13 protein-coding genes are annotated in these 17,822 nt (G+C 71.9%); 10 read left to right on the plus strand and 3 right to left on the minus strand.

Features of this window, described 5'->3' with window-relative positions; genetic code table 11:
* The first annotated feature begins 313 nt into the window (after positions 1–313).
* A complete protein-coding gene (fusA, locus tag ACIPSE_RS25215) occupies positions 314–2,377 on the plus strand; it encodes an elongation factor G (protein WP_401666140.1) in 2,064 nt (687 codons plus the stop codon).
* 70 nt (positions 2,378–2,447) lie between these two features.
* Here fusA and ACIPSE_RS25220 read toward each other — a convergent pair whose 3' ends face one another.
* The gene (locus tag ACIPSE_RS25220; RefSeq protein ID WP_401666142.1) at positions 2,448–4,193 is read right to left on the minus strand and encodes a coagulation factor 5/8 type domain-containing protein; all 1,746 of its coding nucleotides are present in this window, start codon (positions 4,191–4,193) and stop codon (positions 2,448–2,450) included.
* A gap of 208 nt (positions 4,194–4,401) precedes the next feature.
* On the opposite strand from ACIPSE_RS25220, the gene ACIPSE_RS25225 reads away from it, so the two are divergent.
* The 7 genes from ACIPSE_RS25225 (at position 4,402) to ACIPSE_RS25255 (ending at position 14,254) form a co-directional block, all read left to right on the plus strand.
* The gene (locus ACIPSE_RS25225; RefSeq protein ID WP_401666145.1) at positions 4,402–5,718 is read left to right on the plus strand and encodes an ABC transporter substrate-binding protein; all 1,317 of its coding nucleotides are present in this window, start codon (positions 4,402–4,404) and stop codon (positions 5,716–5,718) included.
* 4 nt (positions 5,719–5,722) lie between these two features.
* Positions 5,723–6,715, plus strand: a complete 993-nt coding sequence (locus tag ACIPSE_RS25230) for a carbohydrate ABC transporter permease (protein ID WP_401666147.1) — start codon at positions 5,723–5,725, stop codon at positions 6,713–6,715.
* Positions 6,708–7,562 (plus strand): carbohydrate ABC transporter permease, encoded by an 855-nt coding sequence (locus ACIPSE_RS25235; RefSeq protein WP_401666150.1) that lies wholly within the window; start codon positions 6,708–6,710, stop codon positions 7,560–7,562. Before ACIPSE_RS25230 ends, ACIPSE_RS25235 begins: the two co-directional genes overlap by 8 nt.
* A gap of 94 nt (positions 7,563–7,656) precedes the next feature.
* A complete protein-coding gene (locus ACIPSE_RS25240; RefSeq protein WP_401666152.1) occupies positions 7,657–9,015 on the plus strand; it encodes a GH1 family beta-glucosidase in 1,359 nt (452 codons plus the stop codon).
* A gap of 150 nt (positions 9,016–9,165) precedes the next feature.
* Complete coding sequence (locus ACIPSE_RS25245) at positions 9,166–11,040, plus strand: discoidin domain-containing protein (protein WP_401666155.1); 1,875 nt, start codon at positions 9,166–9,168, stop codon at positions 11,038–11,040.
* Between the two features lie 97 nt (positions 11,041–11,137).
* Entirely contained in the window at positions 11,138–11,980 is an 843-nt protein-coding gene (locus ACIPSE_RS25250) for an alpha/beta fold hydrolase (RefSeq protein ID WP_401666158.1), read from the plus strand.
* Positions 11,981–12,049: 69 nt separating this feature from the next.
* Positions 12,050–14,254, plus strand: a complete 2,205-nt coding sequence (locus ACIPSE_RS25255) for a DUF4132 domain-containing protein (RefSeq protein ID WP_401666160.1) — start codon at positions 12,050–12,052, stop codon at positions 14,252–14,254.
* Here ACIPSE_RS25255 and ACIPSE_RS25260 read toward each other — a convergent pair.
* Together ACIPSE_RS25260 and ACIPSE_RS25265 are read right to left on the minus strand one after the other, a co-directional pair.
* Positions 14,241–14,633 carry an SCO5389 family protein gene (locus ACIPSE_RS25260; protein WP_401666162.1) on the minus strand — a complete coding sequence of 131 codons (393 nt, stop codon included), beginning with the start codon at positions 14,631–14,633 and terminating at the stop codon, positions 14,241–14,243. The genes ACIPSE_RS25255 and ACIPSE_RS25260 overlap by 14 nt on opposite strands.
* Positions 14,634–14,685: 52 nt before the next feature.
* A complete protein-coding gene (locus tag ACIPSE_RS25265; protein ID WP_401666165.1) occupies positions 14,686–15,627 on the minus strand; it encodes an ATP-binding protein in 942 nt (313 codons plus the stop codon).
* Positions 15,628–15,792: 165 nt separating this feature from the next.
* On the opposite strand from ACIPSE_RS25265, the gene ACIPSE_RS25270 reads away from it, so the two are divergent.
* Positions 15,793–16,338 carry a GNAT family N-acetyltransferase gene (locus ACIPSE_RS25270; RefSeq protein ID WP_401666167.1) on the plus strand — a complete coding sequence of 182 codons (546 nt, stop codon included), beginning with the start codon at positions 15,793–15,795 and terminating at the stop codon, positions 16,336–16,338.
* The gene (locus ACIPSE_RS25275; protein ID WP_401666170.1) at positions 16,335–17,819 is read left to right on the plus strand and encodes an ABC transporter substrate-binding protein; all 1,485 of its coding nucleotides are present in this window, start codon (positions 16,335–16,337) and stop codon (positions 17,817–17,819) included. The genes ACIPSE_RS25270 and ACIPSE_RS25275 overlap by 4 nt, the downstream gene beginning before the upstream one ends.
* Positions 17,820–17,822: the final 3 nt, after the last annotated feature.

The following is a 17,822-nucleotide window of genomic DNA, read 5'->3' on the forward strand; positions in this document are numbered from 1 at the left end:
GTTTCCCGCGTCGGTCCCGCGCGCGGTCCCCGGTTAATTCGCGTGCTGACCCCGCCCCCCTCTCCCTACACTCGCCAGGCATCGATCAGTGACCAGTGAGGGGAGCCCGGCCGTGTGTGAGCGCACCGTCGCCGTCGTTCCCCCTGCCCGCTACGAGGTGATCCTCGTGTCCTGGTCCGTCCGGTGCCCGCCGCGCGGCCGGTACCGGATGCCCGTGATGCGCCACCGATCCGTCTGACGTTCCGTCACCTGCGGTGTGCCGTACGGGAATCGCGCTGCCCTGTTCACCGAACAGCTCGAAAGGCCACAGGCCGTGCGCACCCACACCAACCCCCTTGCCGCCGTCCGCAACCTGGGCATCCTCGCCCATGTCGACGCGGGCAAGACCACCGTCACCGAACGCATCCTGTACCTCACCGGCGCCACGCACCGGCGCGGCGAGGTCCACGACGGCACCACCGTCACCGACTTCGACCCGCAGGAGCGCGACCGGGGCATCACGATCTTCGCGGCGGCGGTCAGCTGCGCCTGGGACGGCCATCGCGTCAACCTGATCGACACTCCGGGGCACGTCGACTTCGCGGACGAGGTCGAGCGGTCCCTGCGCGTGCTGGACGGGGCGGTCGCGGTGTTCGACGCCGTCGCCGGCGTGGAACCGCAGAGCGAGTCGGTCTGGCGTCAGGCCGACCGGCACGGCGTCCCGAGGATCGCCTTCGTCAACAAGCTCGACCGGGCGGGCGCCGACCTGGACGCTGCCGTCGCGTCGATCCGGGAGCGGCTGCACCCGGCGCCGCTGGTCGTGCAGTGGCCCATCGGGACCGAGGACGGCTTCCGTGGGCTCGTCGACCTGGTCCGGATGCGGGCGCTGACCTGGACCGACGGGGGCGACCTCGTCGTAGGGGAGGTTCCGGGGGAGCTGCTGGAGGAGGCCGTGCGGCGGCGTCGGGTGCTGGAGGAGGCGGTGGCCGAGCTGCACGCCGGAGCGCTGGAGGAGTTCTGCGCGCGGTCCACGCTGTCGCCGCGGTCGCTCGCCGGCGCTCTGCGCGACCTCACCCTGACCGGGGACGGCGTGGTCGTCCTGGCCGGGTCCGCCTACCGGGACCGGGGCGTCGAACCGCTGCTGGACGCGGTCGTGGCGTACCTGCCCTCGCCCCTCGACGTGCCCGCCGTGCGCGGCACCGGCGAGGGCGACGGGCAGGAGCGGCCCGCCGATCCCGCGGCGCCCTTCGCGGGGCTGGTGTTCAAGGTCAACGCCACCCCGACCGGGCGGCTCACCTGCCTGAGGGTCTACTCGGGCACGATCGAGAAGGGGGACACCGTGTGGGACCCGGGCGCGCGGCGCACCGAACGCGTCGGCCGCATCGTGCGCGTCATGGCCGACCGGCACGTCCCGCTGGAGCGCGCGGTCGCCGGGGACATCGTGGCCGTCGTCGGGCTGAAGTCGGCCCGCGCCGGTTCGACCCTGTGCGCGCCGGACGCCCCGATCGTCCTGGAGCCTCCGGGTGTCGCCGATCCGGTCGTCTCGGTCGCGGTCGAGGCCGTGCGGTCCCTGGACACCGACCGGCTGGCCACGGCGCTCGCCCGGCTGGCCGAGGAGGACCCGTCGCTGGTCGTGCGGACGGACCCCGAGACCGGTCAGACGGTGCTGTCCGGCCTGGGTGAACTGCACCTGGAGGTGGCGCTGGAGCGGATGCGGCGCGACCACGGGCTGGACGTCAACGCCGGTGCGCCGAGGGTGACCTACCGGGAGACGGTCCTGCGCGGGGTGAGCGGGCTGGTGTTCCGGCACGTCAAACAGGACGGCGGGGCAGGGCAGTTCGCCCATGTCGTGCTGGACGTCGAACCCCTCGGTCCCGAAGCGGGGTTCGAGTTCCGCTCGGCCGTCGTCGGCGGCCGGGTGCCGCAGGAGTACGTCCGCGCGGTCGAGGCCGGGTGCCATGAGGCGCTGACGCAGGGCCCGTTGGGCGGTCACCCGGTGACCGGGCTGCGCGTCACGCTCACCGACGGGGCGACGCATGTGAAGGACTCGTCCGACACGGCGTTCCGCACCGCGGGCCGGCTCGGGCTCCGTGAGGCCCTGCGTGCCTGCGCGTTGGGCCTGCTGGAGCCGGTCGCCGAGGTCACGGTCACCGTGCCCGAGGCAGCCGTCGGCGGGGTGCTCGGCGACCTGGCGGCACGCCGCGGCCGGGTCACCGCGTCCGCCGCGCGCGCCGGTTCGGCGGTCGTCACCGCGACCGTGCCGCTGGCCGAACTGTTCGGCTACGCGACCCGGTTGCGCAGCCGCACCCAGGGCCGCGGCACCTTCACGGCCCGCCCGGTCGGCTACGCGCCGGCACCGGCGTCGACGCCCGCGCCGGCACCGGCCAGGCGGCGGTAGCACGGTCGGTGGCTCCTCCCCGCATGCGGGGAGGAGCCACCATCCGGTCAGGGGCACCGCACGCCTGTCGTCACGGGTACGAGACGATCGTCGACGGCACGGTCGACGTGCCCGACGTCGGCGACCCGATGTCGTTGATCACGCGTTCGTACTGTCCCTGGCCGCCCAGGGAGACCACCAGCAGGTCGTGGAACCTCACCCCCGACCGGTTCGGCGCGGCGAAGCCGTGGTGCTGCACGATCGTCGGGTCGACGTTGTAGTAGCAGTAACTGCCCAGTCCCCAGCCCTCGTGGGTGGTGACCGCGTCGCCCACCCGGTAGGCCGCGTAGCCCTTGACCGAGCCGTTCTGGATCGCCGCCTGGTTGGGCGCGTCGTACGCCTTCTCGTTCTGGAAGAAGATCGTGCGCCCGCGCTCGCCGAACCACTGGACGTCGTACTTGTTGAAGTGCTCGACGAACAGGCCGGTGGCCAGGACGTCCGCGCCGTTGACGACGACGCCGTAGTCGGCCCGGTTGGTCTCCCAGCCGACGCCCGTGCCGTGGTCGGCGCGCCACACCCAGGTGTGGTCGACGATCGTGTGGCGGCTGTTGACGACGATCGAGGTGGTGGCCTTTCCGGCGCCGGCCCCGCCGATCCGGACGAACACGTCCTGGACGGTGGTGGGGTTGGCCGAGTGGCTGCGGGAGGCTCCGGTCGGCCCGACCTCCAGCAGGGTGGGGGAGTTGACCGGTCCGGCGTCGATGAGGAAGCCGGCCAGGCGCACGCCGTCCACGTCGGCGACCTTCATCGCGGTGACGCCGTTGTCCGGGATCAGGGTCGCGTACCCCAGGCCCAGGACGACGGTGTCGGCGCGGTTGACCTGGATCGGCTGGTCCAGGTGGTAGATGCCGGGCGTCAGGAGCAGATGCAGCCCCTGGGCGAGGGCCTGGTTCAGGGTGGCGGCGGAGACGCCGGGCTTGGCGACGTAGAACTGGGTCAGCGGCAGCGAGGAGCCGCGCGGGGTGCCGTTGCCCCAGGTGACACCGCGGGCGTTGGTGCGCAGCGCCGGGAGGAAGACCCGGTACTCGCTGCCGTTGAGGTACAGGAACGGCTTCTCGCGGGAGACCGGTGTCGTGGCGAGGGTCGTGTACGGCGGGTTCGGGAAGCTCTGCGCGGGGGCGCCCTCGACGCCGGAGAACACCATGTTCCAGACGCCGTTGAGCCAGCTTCCGATCGAACTGTCGCGGGTGTACCACTGCTGCTGGGAGTAGGGGCCGACCTGGCCGTCGATGCGGCTGTCGGCGATGTAGCCGCCGCTGGCCCAGCCGTAGCCGTCGGGGGAGAGGTTGAGGCCGCCGCGGACGTGCATCCGGCGGAACGGGGCGGCCTGAGCCACCGCCCAGCGGTTGGTGCCGTTGACCGGGACCAGGGCCAGATTCTCCGCCGAACGCCAGAAGTTCTGGGTGGCGTTGCCGTTGAACCAGCCCGCGTCGACCGTCACGTCCCCGTTGATGGTCGTGTCGTCGGGGGACAGGCCCAGGCCGGCGATGGAGGTGTAGAAGCCGAGCTGGGCGTTGAGCCCGTTGTAGGTGCCGGGCTTGAACAGCAGGGCGTAGCGGCCGGTGCCGAACTGGGCCGACTCCTGCTGGGCGAAGACGGCGTCCAGCCGGGCCTGGATCCCGGGCGTGCCCGGGTCGAAGACGATGACGTTCGGGCCGAGGTCACCGCCCCCGGGGAGGGCCTGGGGGCGGCTGAAGGCGGGCGTCGCGGACAGGGCGAGGGCTGCGGGAACGGCGGCGCCGAGGACCGTTCTGCGGCGAAGGTGCTTCGAGGTCATGCGCGGCTCCTTGTTCAGGAAGTGAACGTGCGGGGGGATGGGAGCGCTCTCTGCGGAGGGATGCTTCAGTGTCGTGAACGCACTCGTCAAGAGGTGCGGCCCGAGTTCAACAAGTGCTGTTCAACCCCTTGACGAGTCGGAGCCGCCCCGTTTAACTCACGTCCTAAATTAAGTCATGAGTGCATTCCCTGAAGGGACACCAGGAGCCATGCGCAGCATCCGAGCCGCGGCCGTAGGCGCCGTCACCATGTCTCTCGCCCTGGCCGCGACGGCCTGCGGAGGCGGTTCGTCGACGGAGGGCGGGTCCAACGACTCCCCGAAGACCCTCACCTACTGGGCCTCCAACCAGGGGGCGAGCGTCGAGATCGACAAGAAGGTCCTCCAGCCCGAACTCGACAAATTCAAGAAGCAGACGGGCATCGAGGTGAAGCTGGAGGTCGTGCCCTGGTCCGACCTGCTCAACCGCATCCTCACCGCGACCACCTCGGGCCAGGGCCCCGACGTCCTCAACATCGGCAACACCTGGAGCGCCTCCCTTCAGGCGACCGGCGCGCTGCTCCCCTGGGACGCCAAGAACTTCGAGGCGATCGGCGGCAAGGACCGCTTCGTGGACTCCGCCCTCGGTTCGACGGGCGCGGCAGGCCAGGACCCGGCGGCGGTGCCGCTGTACTCCATGTCCTACGCGCTCTACTACAACAAGAAGATGTTCGCCGACGCGGGCATCAGCCAACCGCCCGCCACCTGGGACGAGTTCGTCGCGGACGGCAAGAAGCTGTCCAAGGGCGGCAAGTGGGGCATCGCCGTCGAGGGCTCCAACCCGTCGGAGAACATCCACCACGCGGTCGTCTTCGCCAAGCAGCACGGCGGCGACTTCTTCACCGCCGACGGCAAGGCCGACTTCACCAACGACGGTGCCGTCGCGGGCGTCAAGCAGTTCGTCGACCTGATGGCCAAGGACAAGGTCATCGCCCCCGGCAACGCCGAGTACGCGCAGAACCAGTCCGTGAGCGACTTCGCCAAGGGCAAGACGGGGATGCTGCTGTGGCAGTCGGCGTCCGCCAACCTCGTCTCGCAGGGCATGAACGAGGACGACTTCGGGATCGCCCCGGTGCCCGTCCAGTCCGGTACCCCCGGCACCGGCACCGGCGTCAACTCGATGGTGATGGGCATCAACCTCTCCGTCTTCAAGAACTCCGACAACCTCGACGGCGCCAAGAAGTTCGTGAAGTTCATGACGAGCGACGCCGAGCAGAAGATCCTCAACACCGCCTACAGCTCCATCCCGCCGGTCAAGGGCGCCCAGTCCGACGCCGCCTTCAACACCCCCGCGAACGGTGTCCTGAAGAACACCCTCGCCACCAGTGCCGTCGCAGCCCCCCAGGTCGCCGACGAGTCGCAGTTCGAGACGGCGGTCGGCACCGCCATCAAGGAGCTGTTCGCCGACGCGGCCGCCGGCCGCGCGGTGACCACGGACTCGGTGAAGGCGGCCCTGGAGAAGGCCCAGGCGCAGATGCCGGCGGCGTGACCAGATGACCAGCACTGTCGAACTCCCGGTGCGCAAGGGAGAGTCGGACACGGCGTCGGCGCGCGGACCGCGCCGCCGCCTGCCCGGCCGGCTGCGCCGCATCGGACTGCCCTACCTGCTCCTGCTGCCCGCCCTGATCCTCGAACTCCTCGTGCATCTCGTGCCGATGGTCATCGGGATCGTGATGAGCTTCAAGAAGCTCACCCAGTTCTACATCCGCGACTGGGGCGCCGCCCCGTGGGCCGGCCTCGACAACTTCCGTATGTCGGTGGACTTCGACGCCCCCGTCGGCGAGGCGCTGCTCCACTCGTTCCTCGTCACGGTCGCCTTCACCCTGCTCTCGGTCGGCCTGTGCTGGCTGATCGGCACGGCCGCAGCCATCTGCATGCAGGACATGTTCCGCGGCCGGGGCCTGCTCCGCGCCCTGTTCCTGGTGCCGTACGCGCTGCCCGTCTACGCGGCCGTCATCACCTGGGTGTTCATGTTCCAGCACGACAACGGCCTGGTGAACCACGTCCTGCACGACCAGCTCGGCATCACCGACAAGCCGTCGTTCTGGCTCATCGGCGACAACAGCTTCATCGCGCTGCTCGTCGTGTCGGTGTGGAAGGGCTGGCCGTTCGCCTTCCTCATCGTGATGGCCGGACTCCAGAACATCCCCAAGGAGCTGTACGAGGCGGCAGCCCTCGACGGCGCCGGGGTGTGGCAGCAGATCCGCCGCATCACCCTGCCGTCGCTGGGCGCCGTCAACCAGGTGCTGATCCTGGTGCTGTTCCTGTGGACGTTCAACGACTTCAACACGCCCTACGTGCTGTTCGGCAAGACCGCCCCGGCCGCCGGGGACCTCATCTCGGTCCACATCTACCAGGCCTCCTTCGTCACCTGGAACTTCGGCACCGGCTCCGCCATGTCCGTGCTCCTGCTGCTGTTCCTGCTCCTGGTGACCGGCGTGTACCTCGCCGTGACCTCGCGCGGACGGAGGACCCCCCATGTCTAGCTCCCCGATGGCCCCGCCCAAGTCCTTCGTCTGGACCCGGCGGATCTTCCTCACCCTCCTCGCCGGGTTCGTGCTGCTGCCCGTCTACGTCATGGTCTCCAGCTCGCTGAAGCCGCTCCAGGACGTGACCGGCAAGTTCCGCTGGATACCGAGCGAGGTGACCTTCCGGCCGTACATCGACATCTGGTCGACGGTCCCGCTCGCCCGGTACTTCGTGAACTCCCTGATCGTGGCGGGCGCGGCGTCGATCTGCTCGGTCGTCATCGCGGTGTTCTCCGCGTACGCGGTCAGCCGCTACACCTTCCGCGGCAAGCGCGTCTTCACCGTCACCGTGCTGTCCACGCAGATGTTCCCCGGCATCCTCTTCCTGCTCCCGCTGTTCCTCATCTACGTCAACATCGGCAACGCCACCGGGATCGCGCTGTTCGGCTCGCGCGGCGGGCTGATCCTGACGTATCTGACGTTCTCGCTGCCGTTCTCGATCTGGATGCTGATCGGGTACTTCGACTCGGTGCCGCGCGACCTGGACGAGGCGGCGCTCGTGGACGGCTGCGGGCCGCTCGGGGCCCTGTTCCGGGTCGTCGTGCCGGCCGCGATCCCCGGGATCGTCGCGGTCGCCGTCTACGCCTTCATGACGGCCTGGGGCGAGGTGCTCTTCGCGTCGGTGATGACCAACGACACCACCCGCACCCTGGCCGTCGGACTCCAGGGCTACTCCACGCTCTACGACGTGTACTGGAACCAGATCATGGCCGCCTCACTGGTGGTGAGCGTGCCCGTGGTCGCCGGCTTCCTGCTGCTCCAGCGCTTCCTGGTCGCCGGGCTGACCGCCGGAGCCGTCAAGTGAGCATCACGGCAAGGCCGTTCGAGACCCCACCCGCACCGCCGCTCGACAACTTCCCCCACACGAGCACGACATGCTCAGGATTGAAGGGACATCTGTGACCATCGACCTCGCCGCACTCCCGCACGACTTCCTGTGGGGCACGGCCACAGCCTCGTACCAGATCGAGGGAGCCGTGGCGGAGGACGGCCGTTCGCCCTCGATCTGGGACACCTTCTCGCACACCCCCGGCAAGGTGGCGGGCGGCGACACCGGCGACATCGCCTGCGACCACTACCACCGCTGGCGCGAGGACATCGACCTCATGCGCCGGCTCGGCACCAACGCCTACCGCCTGTCCATCGCCTGGCCCCGGGTGGTCCCCGGCGGCGACGGACCGGTCAACGCCAAGGGCCTCGCCTTCTACGACCGGCTGATCGACGCCGTCCTGGAGGCCGGGATCACCCCGTCCGTCACCCTCTACCACTGGGACCTGCCCCAGGTGCTCCAGGACCGCGGCGGCTGGCCCGAGCGCGCCACCGCCGAGCACTTCGCGGCGTACGCCTCGGTCGTCGCCGAGCGGCTGGGCGACCGCGTCGGCCACTGGACGACGCTCAACGAGCCGCTCTGCTCGGCGTGGATCGGCCATCTGGAGGGCACGATGGCCCCGGGTCTCACCGACCTGACGGCCGCCGTCCGCGCTTCCTACCACCTGCTCCTCGGCCACGGCCTGGCCACCCAGGCGATCCGCGCCGCCGCCCCGGACGCCCAGGTCGGCATCGTCACCAACCTCTCCACCGTCCACGCGGCCACCGACCGCCCCGAGGACGTCGAGGCCGCCCGGCGGGCCGACGGGCACACCAACCGCTGGTGGCTCGACCCGGTCTACGGGCGCGGCTTCCCGCAGGACATGCGCGAGGTCTACGGCGTCGAACTCCCGGAACGGCCGGGCGACCTGGAGACCATCGCCGCCCCGCTGGACTGGCACGGCCTGAACTACTACATGCCGCAGACCGTCGCCGACGACCCGAGCGGCCCCGCCCCCCACGCCCGTTCGGTCCGCCGCATCGGCGTCCCGCGCACCGGCATGGACTGGGAGATCGACGCGAGCGGCATCGAGACCCTGCTGCTGCGCCTCACCGAGGAGTACGGGGCGCGCCGCCTGTACGTCACCGAGAACGGCTCCGCCTTCCCGGACGTCGTGCGCCCCGACGGCACGATCGACGACCCCGAGCGCCAGGAGTACCTGGTCCAGCACCTCGCCGCCTGCGCCTCGGCGGCCCGCAAGGGCGCCCCGCTGGCCGGGTACTTCGCCTGGTCGCTGCTCGACAACTTCGAGTGGGCGTACGGCTACGAGAAGCGGTTCGGCCTGGTCCACGTCGACTACGACACCCAGGTCCGCACCATCAAGGGCACCGGGTACCGGTACGCGGACATCGTGCGCGAACACGGCAACCGGGTCCGGCGCGCCGCCTGATGTCAGGGGGCGGCGCGGTGTGACAGGTGGACGCGGGTGAGGGCCCGCGTCCACCTCCCGGGCGCCTCGGGACGCACGCCCGTCCGGAGAGCGCTCTCATTCCATGAATGTCATGACCATGCCATTCCGGACTCCCGTCAGGAGAGCCGCATGAAGACCCGCACCCGCACGTACCTGGCCGCTCTGGCCGGCCTCGCCCTGCTCGCCGCCACCCCGGCCCTCGCCGCGCCCGCCGCCGCGGACGTCTCGGCGGCGGCGACCTGGGACACCGACCGGGCGGGCGGCGCCTGGGCCGCAGACCCGGCCGCCGTCACCGCCTCCGGCTCCGAGAACGCCGGCACCGCCCCCGGCCTCGCCTTCGACGGCAACGGCGCCACCCGCTGGTCCAGCGACTTCGCCGACGACGCCTGGATCCGCGTCGACCTCGGCGCCACGATCCGCATCGACCGGGTCACGCTCGACTGGGAGGCCGCCTACGGCAGGCGCTACGTCCTGGAGGCGTCGAGGAACGGCACCGACTGGACCCCCTTCTACACCGAGACCGCGGGCGCCGGCGGCTCGGTCACCGCGCACACCTACCCCCAGGAGGTCACCGGCCGCTACGTCCGCCTGCGCGGCCTCGAACGCGCCACGCCCTACGGCTACTCCCTGTGGAACTTCAAGGTCTACGGCGGTGAGCCCGCCCCCGCCTCCACGACCCGCGCCAACCTCGCCCTCAACCACCCGGCCTACTCGAACGTCTACCAACACGCCGGGAACTCACCGGCGTTCGTCACCGACGGCGGCTACCCCGCCAACCTCAAGGACGACGTCACCCGCTGGTCCAGCGACTGGAACGCCGACCGCTGGGTCTCCGTCGACCTCGGCGCGACCTCCACGATCTCCTCCGTCGACCTGTACTGGGAAGCCGCCTACGCCGTCGACTACCAGCTCCAGGTCTCCGACGACAACGCCACCTGGCGCACCGTGTACCAGCCCTCGGCCGCCGAGGTCGCCGCCCGCCGCGCCGACGTCAGGTCACCGGCCGAGGCGACGGGCCGCCACGACACCGTCACCCTCGCCACCCCGGCCACCGGCCGCTACGTCCGTATGCTCGGCAAGGAACGCCGCAGCTTCCACAACCCGGCGCCCTACACCGCCCAGTTCGGCTACTCCCTCTACGAGTTCCAGGTGTGGGGCACGGGAGGCAGCGCGAACGCCGCCTATCGCGCCCTCCCCGGCGAGCAGTCGGGCACGTACCGGACCACGTTCTTCGACGACTTCACCGGCACCGCCCTCGACCGCTCCAAGTGGCGTGTGGTGCGCACCGGAACGGAGATGGGCCCGGTCAACGGCGAGTCGCAGGCGTACGTCGACTCCACGGACACCGTCCGCACGGAGAACGGGAACCTGGTCCTCGCCGCGAAGTACTGCGACAACTGCACCCAGGCGGGCGGCGGGACGTACGACTTCACCTCCGGGCGCATCGACACCAACACCAGGTTCGACTTCACCTACGGCAAGGTCAGCGCCCGTATGAAGCTGCCCGTCGGGGACGGCTTCTGGCCCGCGTTCTGGCTGCTGGGCAGCAACGTCGACGACCCGTCCGTGTCCTGGCCCGCGTCCGGTGAGACCGACATCATGGAGAACATCGGCTACGCGGACTGGACGAGCACCGCCCTGCACGGCCCCGGCTACTCGGCCGACGGCAACATCGGCGCCCGCCGGACCTTCCCGAACGGCGGCACGGCCGACCAGTGGCACACCTACTCCGTGGAGTGGACGCCCACGGGCATGCGGTTCTCCGTCGACGGCGTCCTCGTCCAGGAGACGACCCGCAACAAGCTGGAGTCGACGCGCGGCCAGTGGGTCTTCGACCACCAGCAGTACGTGATCCTCAACCTCGCTCTGGGCGGCGCCTACCCGGCCGGCTGGAACCAGGTGACCAGCCCGTACTGGGGACTGCCGCAGTCCAGCGTGGACAAGGTCGCCGCCGGGGGAGCGCGGGCGGAGATCGACTGGGTGCGGGTGGAACAGAAGCAGTAGCGGGGCCGCGCCGAGCGGTCCGCGACGGCCCTCCACGCGCGCGTGGAGGGCCGTTAATGCGTTGCCGGGCGACCCCGCCCGCTGCGAGCCTCCGGGGATGCCCACCTTCAGCGCCCCCGACGGCACCCGCCTCGCCTACCACGTCACCGGCGAGGGACCGCCCCTGATCTGCCTCCCCGGCGGCCCCATGCAGGCCTCCGTCTACCTCGGCGACCTGGGCGGCCTGACCGCGCGCCGCACCCTGGTCCGCCTCGACCTCAGGGGCACCGGCGACTCCGCGACCCCGGCAGACGTGTCGTCGTACCGCTGCGACCGGCTCGTCGACGACGTCGAGGCCCTGTACGGGGAGCTGGGCCTGGAGCGCGCGGACGTCCTCGCCCACAGCGCCGGCGCGAACCTCGCGGCCCTGTTCGCCGCACGGCACCCCGCGCGCGTGGAGCGTCTCGTCCTGGTCACCCCGAGCGTCTTCGCGGTCGGCATCCCGATCACGCCCGAGGACCGTCTCGCCACCGCGCGTCTGCGCAAGGGCGAGGAGTGGTTCGAGCGGGCGTACGCGTCCCTCGAAGCCGTCACCGAGGGCCGCGCGACCCCCGACGCCTGGGAGGACATCGTCCCCTTCTGGTACGGCCGCTGGGACGACACGGCACGCGCCGTCCACGCGGCCGAGGCCGAGCAGCGCAACGACGAGGCGGCGGCGCTCCACGCCTCCGACGGCGCCTTCACCCCGGACGCCACCCGCACCGCCCTCGCCGCGTTCCCCGGCCGGGTGCTGGTCCTCGCCGGGGAGACGGACGTGGCGGCCCCGCCACGCGCGACAGCGGAGTACGCCGGCCTGTTCCCCCACGCGAAGGCTCTCGTCCAGCCCGGCGCGGGCCACTTCCCCTGGCTGGACGACGGCCCGCGCTTCACGGCGGCGGTGGAGGCGTTCCTCGAGGGCTGACGGGCCCGGACCCAGGGGCGTTCCCGGCGGCGGACCGTGATGTCAGTGGCGCCTGGCATGCTCCGAAGCATGGTTCACGACGACGTGCCGCAGACGCCCGCCGATCCGGGACGCTCCGGGGCCCATGCCCCGGACCCGGCGGCCCCGGAGGCGTGCCGCCGGGCCTTCGAGGACGTCGTGCGGGACAGTGCGCACAGTGGGTTCACGCCCGATCTGCCGCGCGTGACCGACGCGTTGGCGCGCTGCGGGGAACCCTGGCCGGAACTGTCCGGACCCGCCGCCGCGCTGACCGCCGCGGCACTGGCGGCGCAGCGCGTCCCGCACCCGTACGCGTTGCTCACCGTCGCCGGGCTCGCGGGTGACGAGACCCTGCGCATGGTCGTCGGGCGACTCGCGGACGGTTCGATCGCGGCGGCCGAACTCGATGTCGTCCTGGCGCTGCCGCCCGCGCGGCGGATGCTGTTCGCCGGGCTGGACCGGCTCAACTCGTTCGCCCCGGAGGAGACCGCCCCGGACGTGTGGTGGAGGCTCGCGGAGCTGCCCGCCTACGTCGGCTTCGCCCGCCGCGCGCTGGAGGAGGCGGCCGACCGGGTCGACGCGATCGGGGCCGGCCGGATCCCGTACCGGGCCGACAAGGCGTTCACCGGGCGGGAGGTCGCCGTCCTCGGGCAGGCGGCCCGGGTGGCGCTGCTGCGGGACGAGCCGTGGCTCCCGGAGGTGTGCGACCGGCTGCTGCCCGGTACGGCGGTCGCGCCGACGGCCGCGAAGACCGTGCCGTCGCAGGCGCTCCTGTACGAACTGGTCCGCGCCGCCCGCGACTTCCCGACCCCCGAGGCCGTCACCGCGATCCGCGCGGCACGCCGGGCCGCTCGCAACGCCGCCGTGCACAAACAGCTCGACAAGCAGCTCAAGCAGGTCGAGGCGGCGCTCGCCCAGCGCACCGACGTGGCCCTGCGCCTCCCGTCCCTGGGCTTCGACGACCACGGCGTCCTGCGCCGGGACACCGGCGACGGCTACACGGCCGTCGTCACCGTCACCGAGACGGCCGAACTGATCTGGGAGAAGGACGGCCGCGCTCTTCGCGGCACTCCCGCGCCCGTCCGCCGCGACCACGGCGGCCTGGTCAAGGAACTGCGCGACCTCGTCAAGCGGGTGGACGCACATCTCTCCACACTCGCGCGGGCGTTGGAGGGCGGCCTCGCCGTGGACACCGTCCACCGACACGACCGGTGGCGCGAGCGGCTGGCCCGTCATCCCCTCGCCCGGACCGTCGTGCGCCGGCTGATCTGGGAGCTGGAGACGGCGCCGGGCCAGTGGCGGGCCGTCCTCCCGGTGGCCGACGGCGACACCGGGCCGGACGTGCCCGACGACACCCGCGTACGGCTGTGGCATCCGATCCGCGCCGAGGCGGAGTCGGTGCGGGCCTGGCGGGACCGGCTGGTCGACGCCGAGATACGGCAGCCGTTCAAGCAGGCGTTCCGCGAGATCTACCGGCTCACCCCGGCCGAGGAGGAGACCCGGCTGCACTCGAACCGGTTCGCCGCGCACCTCGTCCACTACCGCGGACTGTCGGGCCTGTTCCGGGCCCGCGGCTGGACGAGCAGGTTCCTCGGCCCCTGGGACGGCGGCGACAGCGAGGACGCCACCCGGACACTGGTCGCGGGCGGCTGGCGGGCCCGCTTCGCGCACGCCTACGTGGACGGGGCGGACGGCGACGCGGTGGCCGCGACGGACCGGGTGCGCTTCGACCGCCGGACGGACACCGGCTGGACACCGGCCCCGCTCGCCGAGGTGCCCCCGCTGGTCTTCAGCGAGGCGATGCGCGACGTGGACCTGTTCGTCGGCGTCACCTCCCTCGCCGCCGACCCCGACTGGACGGAGGAGGGACCGGCCCATGCCTACCGGCGCCGCGCCGGGTTCGGCGACCTCACGGAGACCGCCGAGGCCCGCCGCGACGCCCTCGCCCGCGTCCTGCCCCGGCTGGGCATCGCCGACCGCTGCACCCTGGACGGCCGTTTCCTCGTCGTCCGCGGTGACCTGCGCACGTACCGCATCCACCTCGGCTCGGCCAACATCCTGATGGAACCAGACGACTCCTACCTCTGTGTCGTCGCCACCCGGCCCAAGGTGACGCCCAGGATCTTCCTGCCGTTCGAGGACGACCGCCTGTCCGTGATCCTCAGCAAGGCGATCCTGCTGGCGGACGACACGGGGATCACGGACAGGTCGATCCGTGCGCAGATCGAGCGGGCGGTGCCGGTCAGCAGTCCCTGAACTCCGGGGACTGGTTGAGGATCTGGGAGCGGACCGAGGTGAACCGGGCGTAGCTGGCGCCGTCCGTGGCCTCGGGGCGGAAGGCCGCCACCCGGTGGCAGTTCTGGAAGGCGAGGCTCACGCCGAAGTGACGCTCCAGGCTGCCGCGGATCGCGTCACTGGCGAGGGCGCGCAGCAGCTGACCGCGCTCGCGCTCGGACGGGGGAGGGGTCTGGTTGTCGGTGAACTCGGCGGTGCCGTCGCGCAGTTCGGCGGCGAGGGAGGCGACGAGGTCGTAGGCGTAGGGCAGGGACGTGCGGACGGTGTCCACGAAGTCCGCCTCGCTGATGTCACCCTGCTGGGCTTCGGCGAGCAGCTTCGGGGAGACGTCGAGAGACATGACGGTGCGGTTCCTGTCTGTGCGGTGAAAGGGGAAGGGGGGAGAGGGGCGTTCAGTCGGCGGACTGCGGCTGTGGGCCCGGTACGTACTCCGGGTCGATCTGGGACGCCAGGTCCGCGCCCGCCCAGGCGCGGGCGTTGCGGAGGTGGAATTCGACGGCGTGGGCGTGCAGTCGCGCCCAGTCGCGGGGGACGGCGTCCACGGCGTCGCGCATCACGTCCAGGGCGTGGACGTTCTCCCGTTCCAGCGCGCCGCTGTCCCGGCCCTGTTCGGCGGCGCGGACCCAGGAGGAGTGGCCGACGTGGGTGAGCAGGTCGTCTCCCACGGCCTCCTTGAGGAAGAGCAGGTCGTCCTCGCCCGTCACCTTGTTGCCGATCACCGCGATCCGGATGCCGAACTCCCGGGCGTGGTCGCGGTACTGGCGGTAGACCGAGACGCCCTTGCGGGTCGGCTCCGCCACCAGGAACGTCACGTCGAAGCGGGTGAACAGCCCGGAGGCGAAGGCGTCCGCGCCGGCCGTCATGTCGACCACGACGTACTCGCCGGGGCCGTCGACGAGATGGCCGAGGTACAGCTCCACGCCGCTGAGCTTGGAGTGGTAGCAGGCCACCCCGAGGTCGCTCTCGTCGAACTCGCCGGTCACCATCAGCGGGACGCCGCCCACGCGGCGGACGTGCCGGGTGTGCAGTTCGTCGTCGTCCAGCAGGGTCAGCAGGCGCGAGCCGCGGCCCGGCGGCGTGGTCTTGATCATCGCCTCGGCCGAGGCGATCCGCGGGTTGGCGCCCCGCAGGTAGTCCTTGATGCCGGTGAGGTGCGCGCCCAGGGGAGGGGCGGCCGGCGGCGGACCGTCGTGGCCCAGCGCCTCGGCGAGATGCTGGTTGATGTCGCCGTCGATCGCGAGGACCGGGGCGCCGGACTCCGCGAGGCGGCGGGAGAAGAGGGCCGACAGCGTCGTCTTGCCGCTGCCGCCCTTGCCGACGAAGGCGATGCGCATCAGCACCCCGCCCGTCGTCGCCGTAAGGGCTTTTTGAAAATGGATGTCATGTCGGTAGGTTTTAGGGGTGTCGCCGATCACTGTCAAATCGCCCCGCCGCCGTCCTCGTTCCCCAGGTCGGGCCCCGGTGATCGACGGGTTCCTCTTAATGCATATGATGTGCAAGTGCGTGAATACAGCATCAGGGCCGCGGGCCCGGACGACCTCGAAGGTGCGCGAGCCGTGATGCTCGACACCGTCTACCGCGACTTCGGGTCCGGGTACGTGCCCCGCTGGCACGGCGACATCATCGACCCGGCCGCCGCCTACCTGGCCCCGGCCCGGCACACCCTCCTCGTCGCCCTCGACCCCGGCACCGGCTCCGTCGTCGCCACCGCCGCCCTCGACTCCCGGGGCCCGGCCCACCCGCCGAACCCGCGCCATGTCGCCGAGCGCTACCCCTCCGGCGAGACCGCGCAAGTGCGCCGCGTGTACGTCCGGCCCGAGCACCGCAGGCGCGGCCTCGCCCGCCGGATGGTCGCCGACCTCCTCGCGTTCGCCGCCGCCGACGGCGGATACCGCTCCGTCTATCTGCACACCGACCCGGCCGTCCCCGGCGCCGAGGCCTTCTGGCGCTCGCTCGGCACCGTCGTGCACGACGAACGCGCCGACGCCGACAGCGGCAACGGCGTCCTCCACGTCGAGCTGGCCCTGGGGGCGATGACCGGATGAACCGCGCCCGCCTCCTCGCCGCCCTGCTGCTCGCCCCGCTCCTCACCGGCTGCTTCGCCTCGGGCGGAGGCTCCGCCGACGACGCCGGGGACGGCACCCGGCTGCGCGCCGCCCTCGCCTTCCCGCCCGCCGAGAACCTCTCCCCGTACGGCGCCGACGCCACCATCCTCAGCCGCCTCGGCGTCACCGAGGGCCTGACCGCACTCGACGCCAACGGCAGCGCGGCCCCGGCGCTCGCCGCCTCCTGGCAGCGCGAGAACGACCGGACCTGGCTGTTCACCCTGCGCGAGGCCACCTTCCAGGACGGCACCGCCGTCACCCCGGCCACCGTCGTCACCGCCCTCACCCGCGCCACCGCGGCCAAGCCCGCCCCGGCCGCCCTGTCCGGCGTGACCCTCACCGCGCGGGCCGACGGCGACACCGGCGTCCGCGTCACCACCGAGGACCCCGATCCCGTCCTGCCGCTGCGCCTGTCGAGCCCGAGCCTCGCGATCCTCTCCGCGAAGGCGTACGCCGACGCCGACCGCGTCGATCCGGTCGGCCACGCCACCGGACCCTTCGCCCTCACCAAGGTCATGGGCGCCACCGCCGTCACCCTCGACCGGTACGACGACTACTGGGGCGGACGCGCCCAGGCCTCCGGCATCGACGTGAAGTTCATCGCCGACGGCACCGCCCGCGCCAGCGCCCTGCGCACCGACCAGGTCGACCTCGCCGAGGCCGTCCCCGTCGCCCAGGCGGCCGGCCTCGACAAGGCCGTCCGCAAGGCGACCGCCACGACCCGCACCACGAGCCTCCAGCTCAACACGGGCTCGGGGCCGTTCAAGAGCGCCGCCCTCCGGGCCGCCGCCCGCGAGGCCATCGACACCTCCGCACTCGCCGACGACGTCTACGAGGGGTACGCCGACCCGGGCGCCGGCCTCTACGGACCCGCCATGACCTGGGCCGACGGCAAGCGGACCGCACCCGTCGGACGCGCCGCCGCCGGTGACCCGGACGGCACCACGATCACCCTCGCCACCTACGACAACCGGCCCGAACTCCCCGAGGTCGCCCAGGTGCTGAAGCAGCAGCTGGAGAAGGCCGGGTTCGAGGTCGAACTCCAGGTGCGCGAGTACTCACGGCTGGAGAGCGACGTCCTGGCGGGGAAGTTCGACGCGTTCGTCGGCGCCCGCAACAGCCTCGTCGACACCGGCGACCCCGTCTCCGTCCTCGCCAGCGACTACACCTGCCAGGGCAGTTACAACCTCGCGCGGCTCTGCGACAAGAGCGTCGACGCGGCCGTCGAGAAGGCCGAGAGCACGACCGACACCGACGAGCGGCGGGACGCGGCCATGGCCGCCGAGGCACGGATCCTCGGCACCGACGCCGTCGTCCCCCTCGTCCACCAGGAGATCATCACCGGCGTCGGCACCGGCGTGCGCGGCGCGCTCCTCGACCCGTACGAGCGCACCCTCGTCGGCACCGGCACCCGGCGCTGACCC

Source organism: Streptomyces sp. NPDC090106 (assembly GCF_044747265.1).
Lineage (GTDB): Bacteria > Actinomycetota > Actinomycetes > Streptomycetales > Streptomycetaceae > Streptomyces.

Coding starts and splice junctions, on each gene's coding strand:
- ACIPSE_RS25220 (WP_401666142.1), bottom strand. CDS start 4,193: ATGACCTCGAAGCACCTTCGCCGCAGAACGGTCCTCGGCGCCGCCGTT.
- ACIPSE_RS25225 (WP_401666145.1), top strand. CDS start 4,402: ATGCGCAGCATCCGAGCCGCGGCCGTAGGCGCCGTCACCATGTCTCTC.
- ACIPSE_RS25230 (WP_401666147.1), top strand. CDS start 5,723: ATGACCAGCACTGTCGAACTCCCGGTGCGCAAGGGAGAGTCGGACACG.
- ACIPSE_RS25235 (WP_401666150.1), top strand. CDS start 6,708: ATGTCTAGCTCCCCGATGGCCCCGCCCAAGTCCTTCGTCTGGACCCGG.
- ACIPSE_RS25245 (WP_401666155.1), top strand. CDS start 9,166: ATGAAGACCCGCACCCGCACGTACCTGGCCGCTCTGGCCGGCCTCGCC.
- ACIPSE_RS25250 (WP_401666158.1), top strand. CDS start 11,138: ATGCCCACCTTCAGCGCCCCCGACGGCACCCGCCTCGCCTACCACGTC.
- ACIPSE_RS25255 (WP_401666160.1), top strand. CDS start 12,050: ATGGTTCACGACGACGTGCCGCAGACGCCCGCCGATCCGGGACGCTCC.
- ACIPSE_RS25260 (WP_401666162.1), bottom strand. CDS start 14,633: ATGTCTCTCGACGTCTCCCCGAAGCTGCTCGCCGAAGCCCAGCAGGGT.
- ACIPSE_RS25265 (WP_401666165.1), bottom strand. CDS start 15,627: ATGCGCATCGCCTTCGTCGGCAAGGGCGGCAGCGGCAAGACGACGCTG.
- ACIPSE_RS25275 (WP_401666170.1), top strand. CDS start 16,335: ATGAACCGCGCCCGCCTCCTCGCCGCCCTGCTGCTCGCCCCGCTCCTC.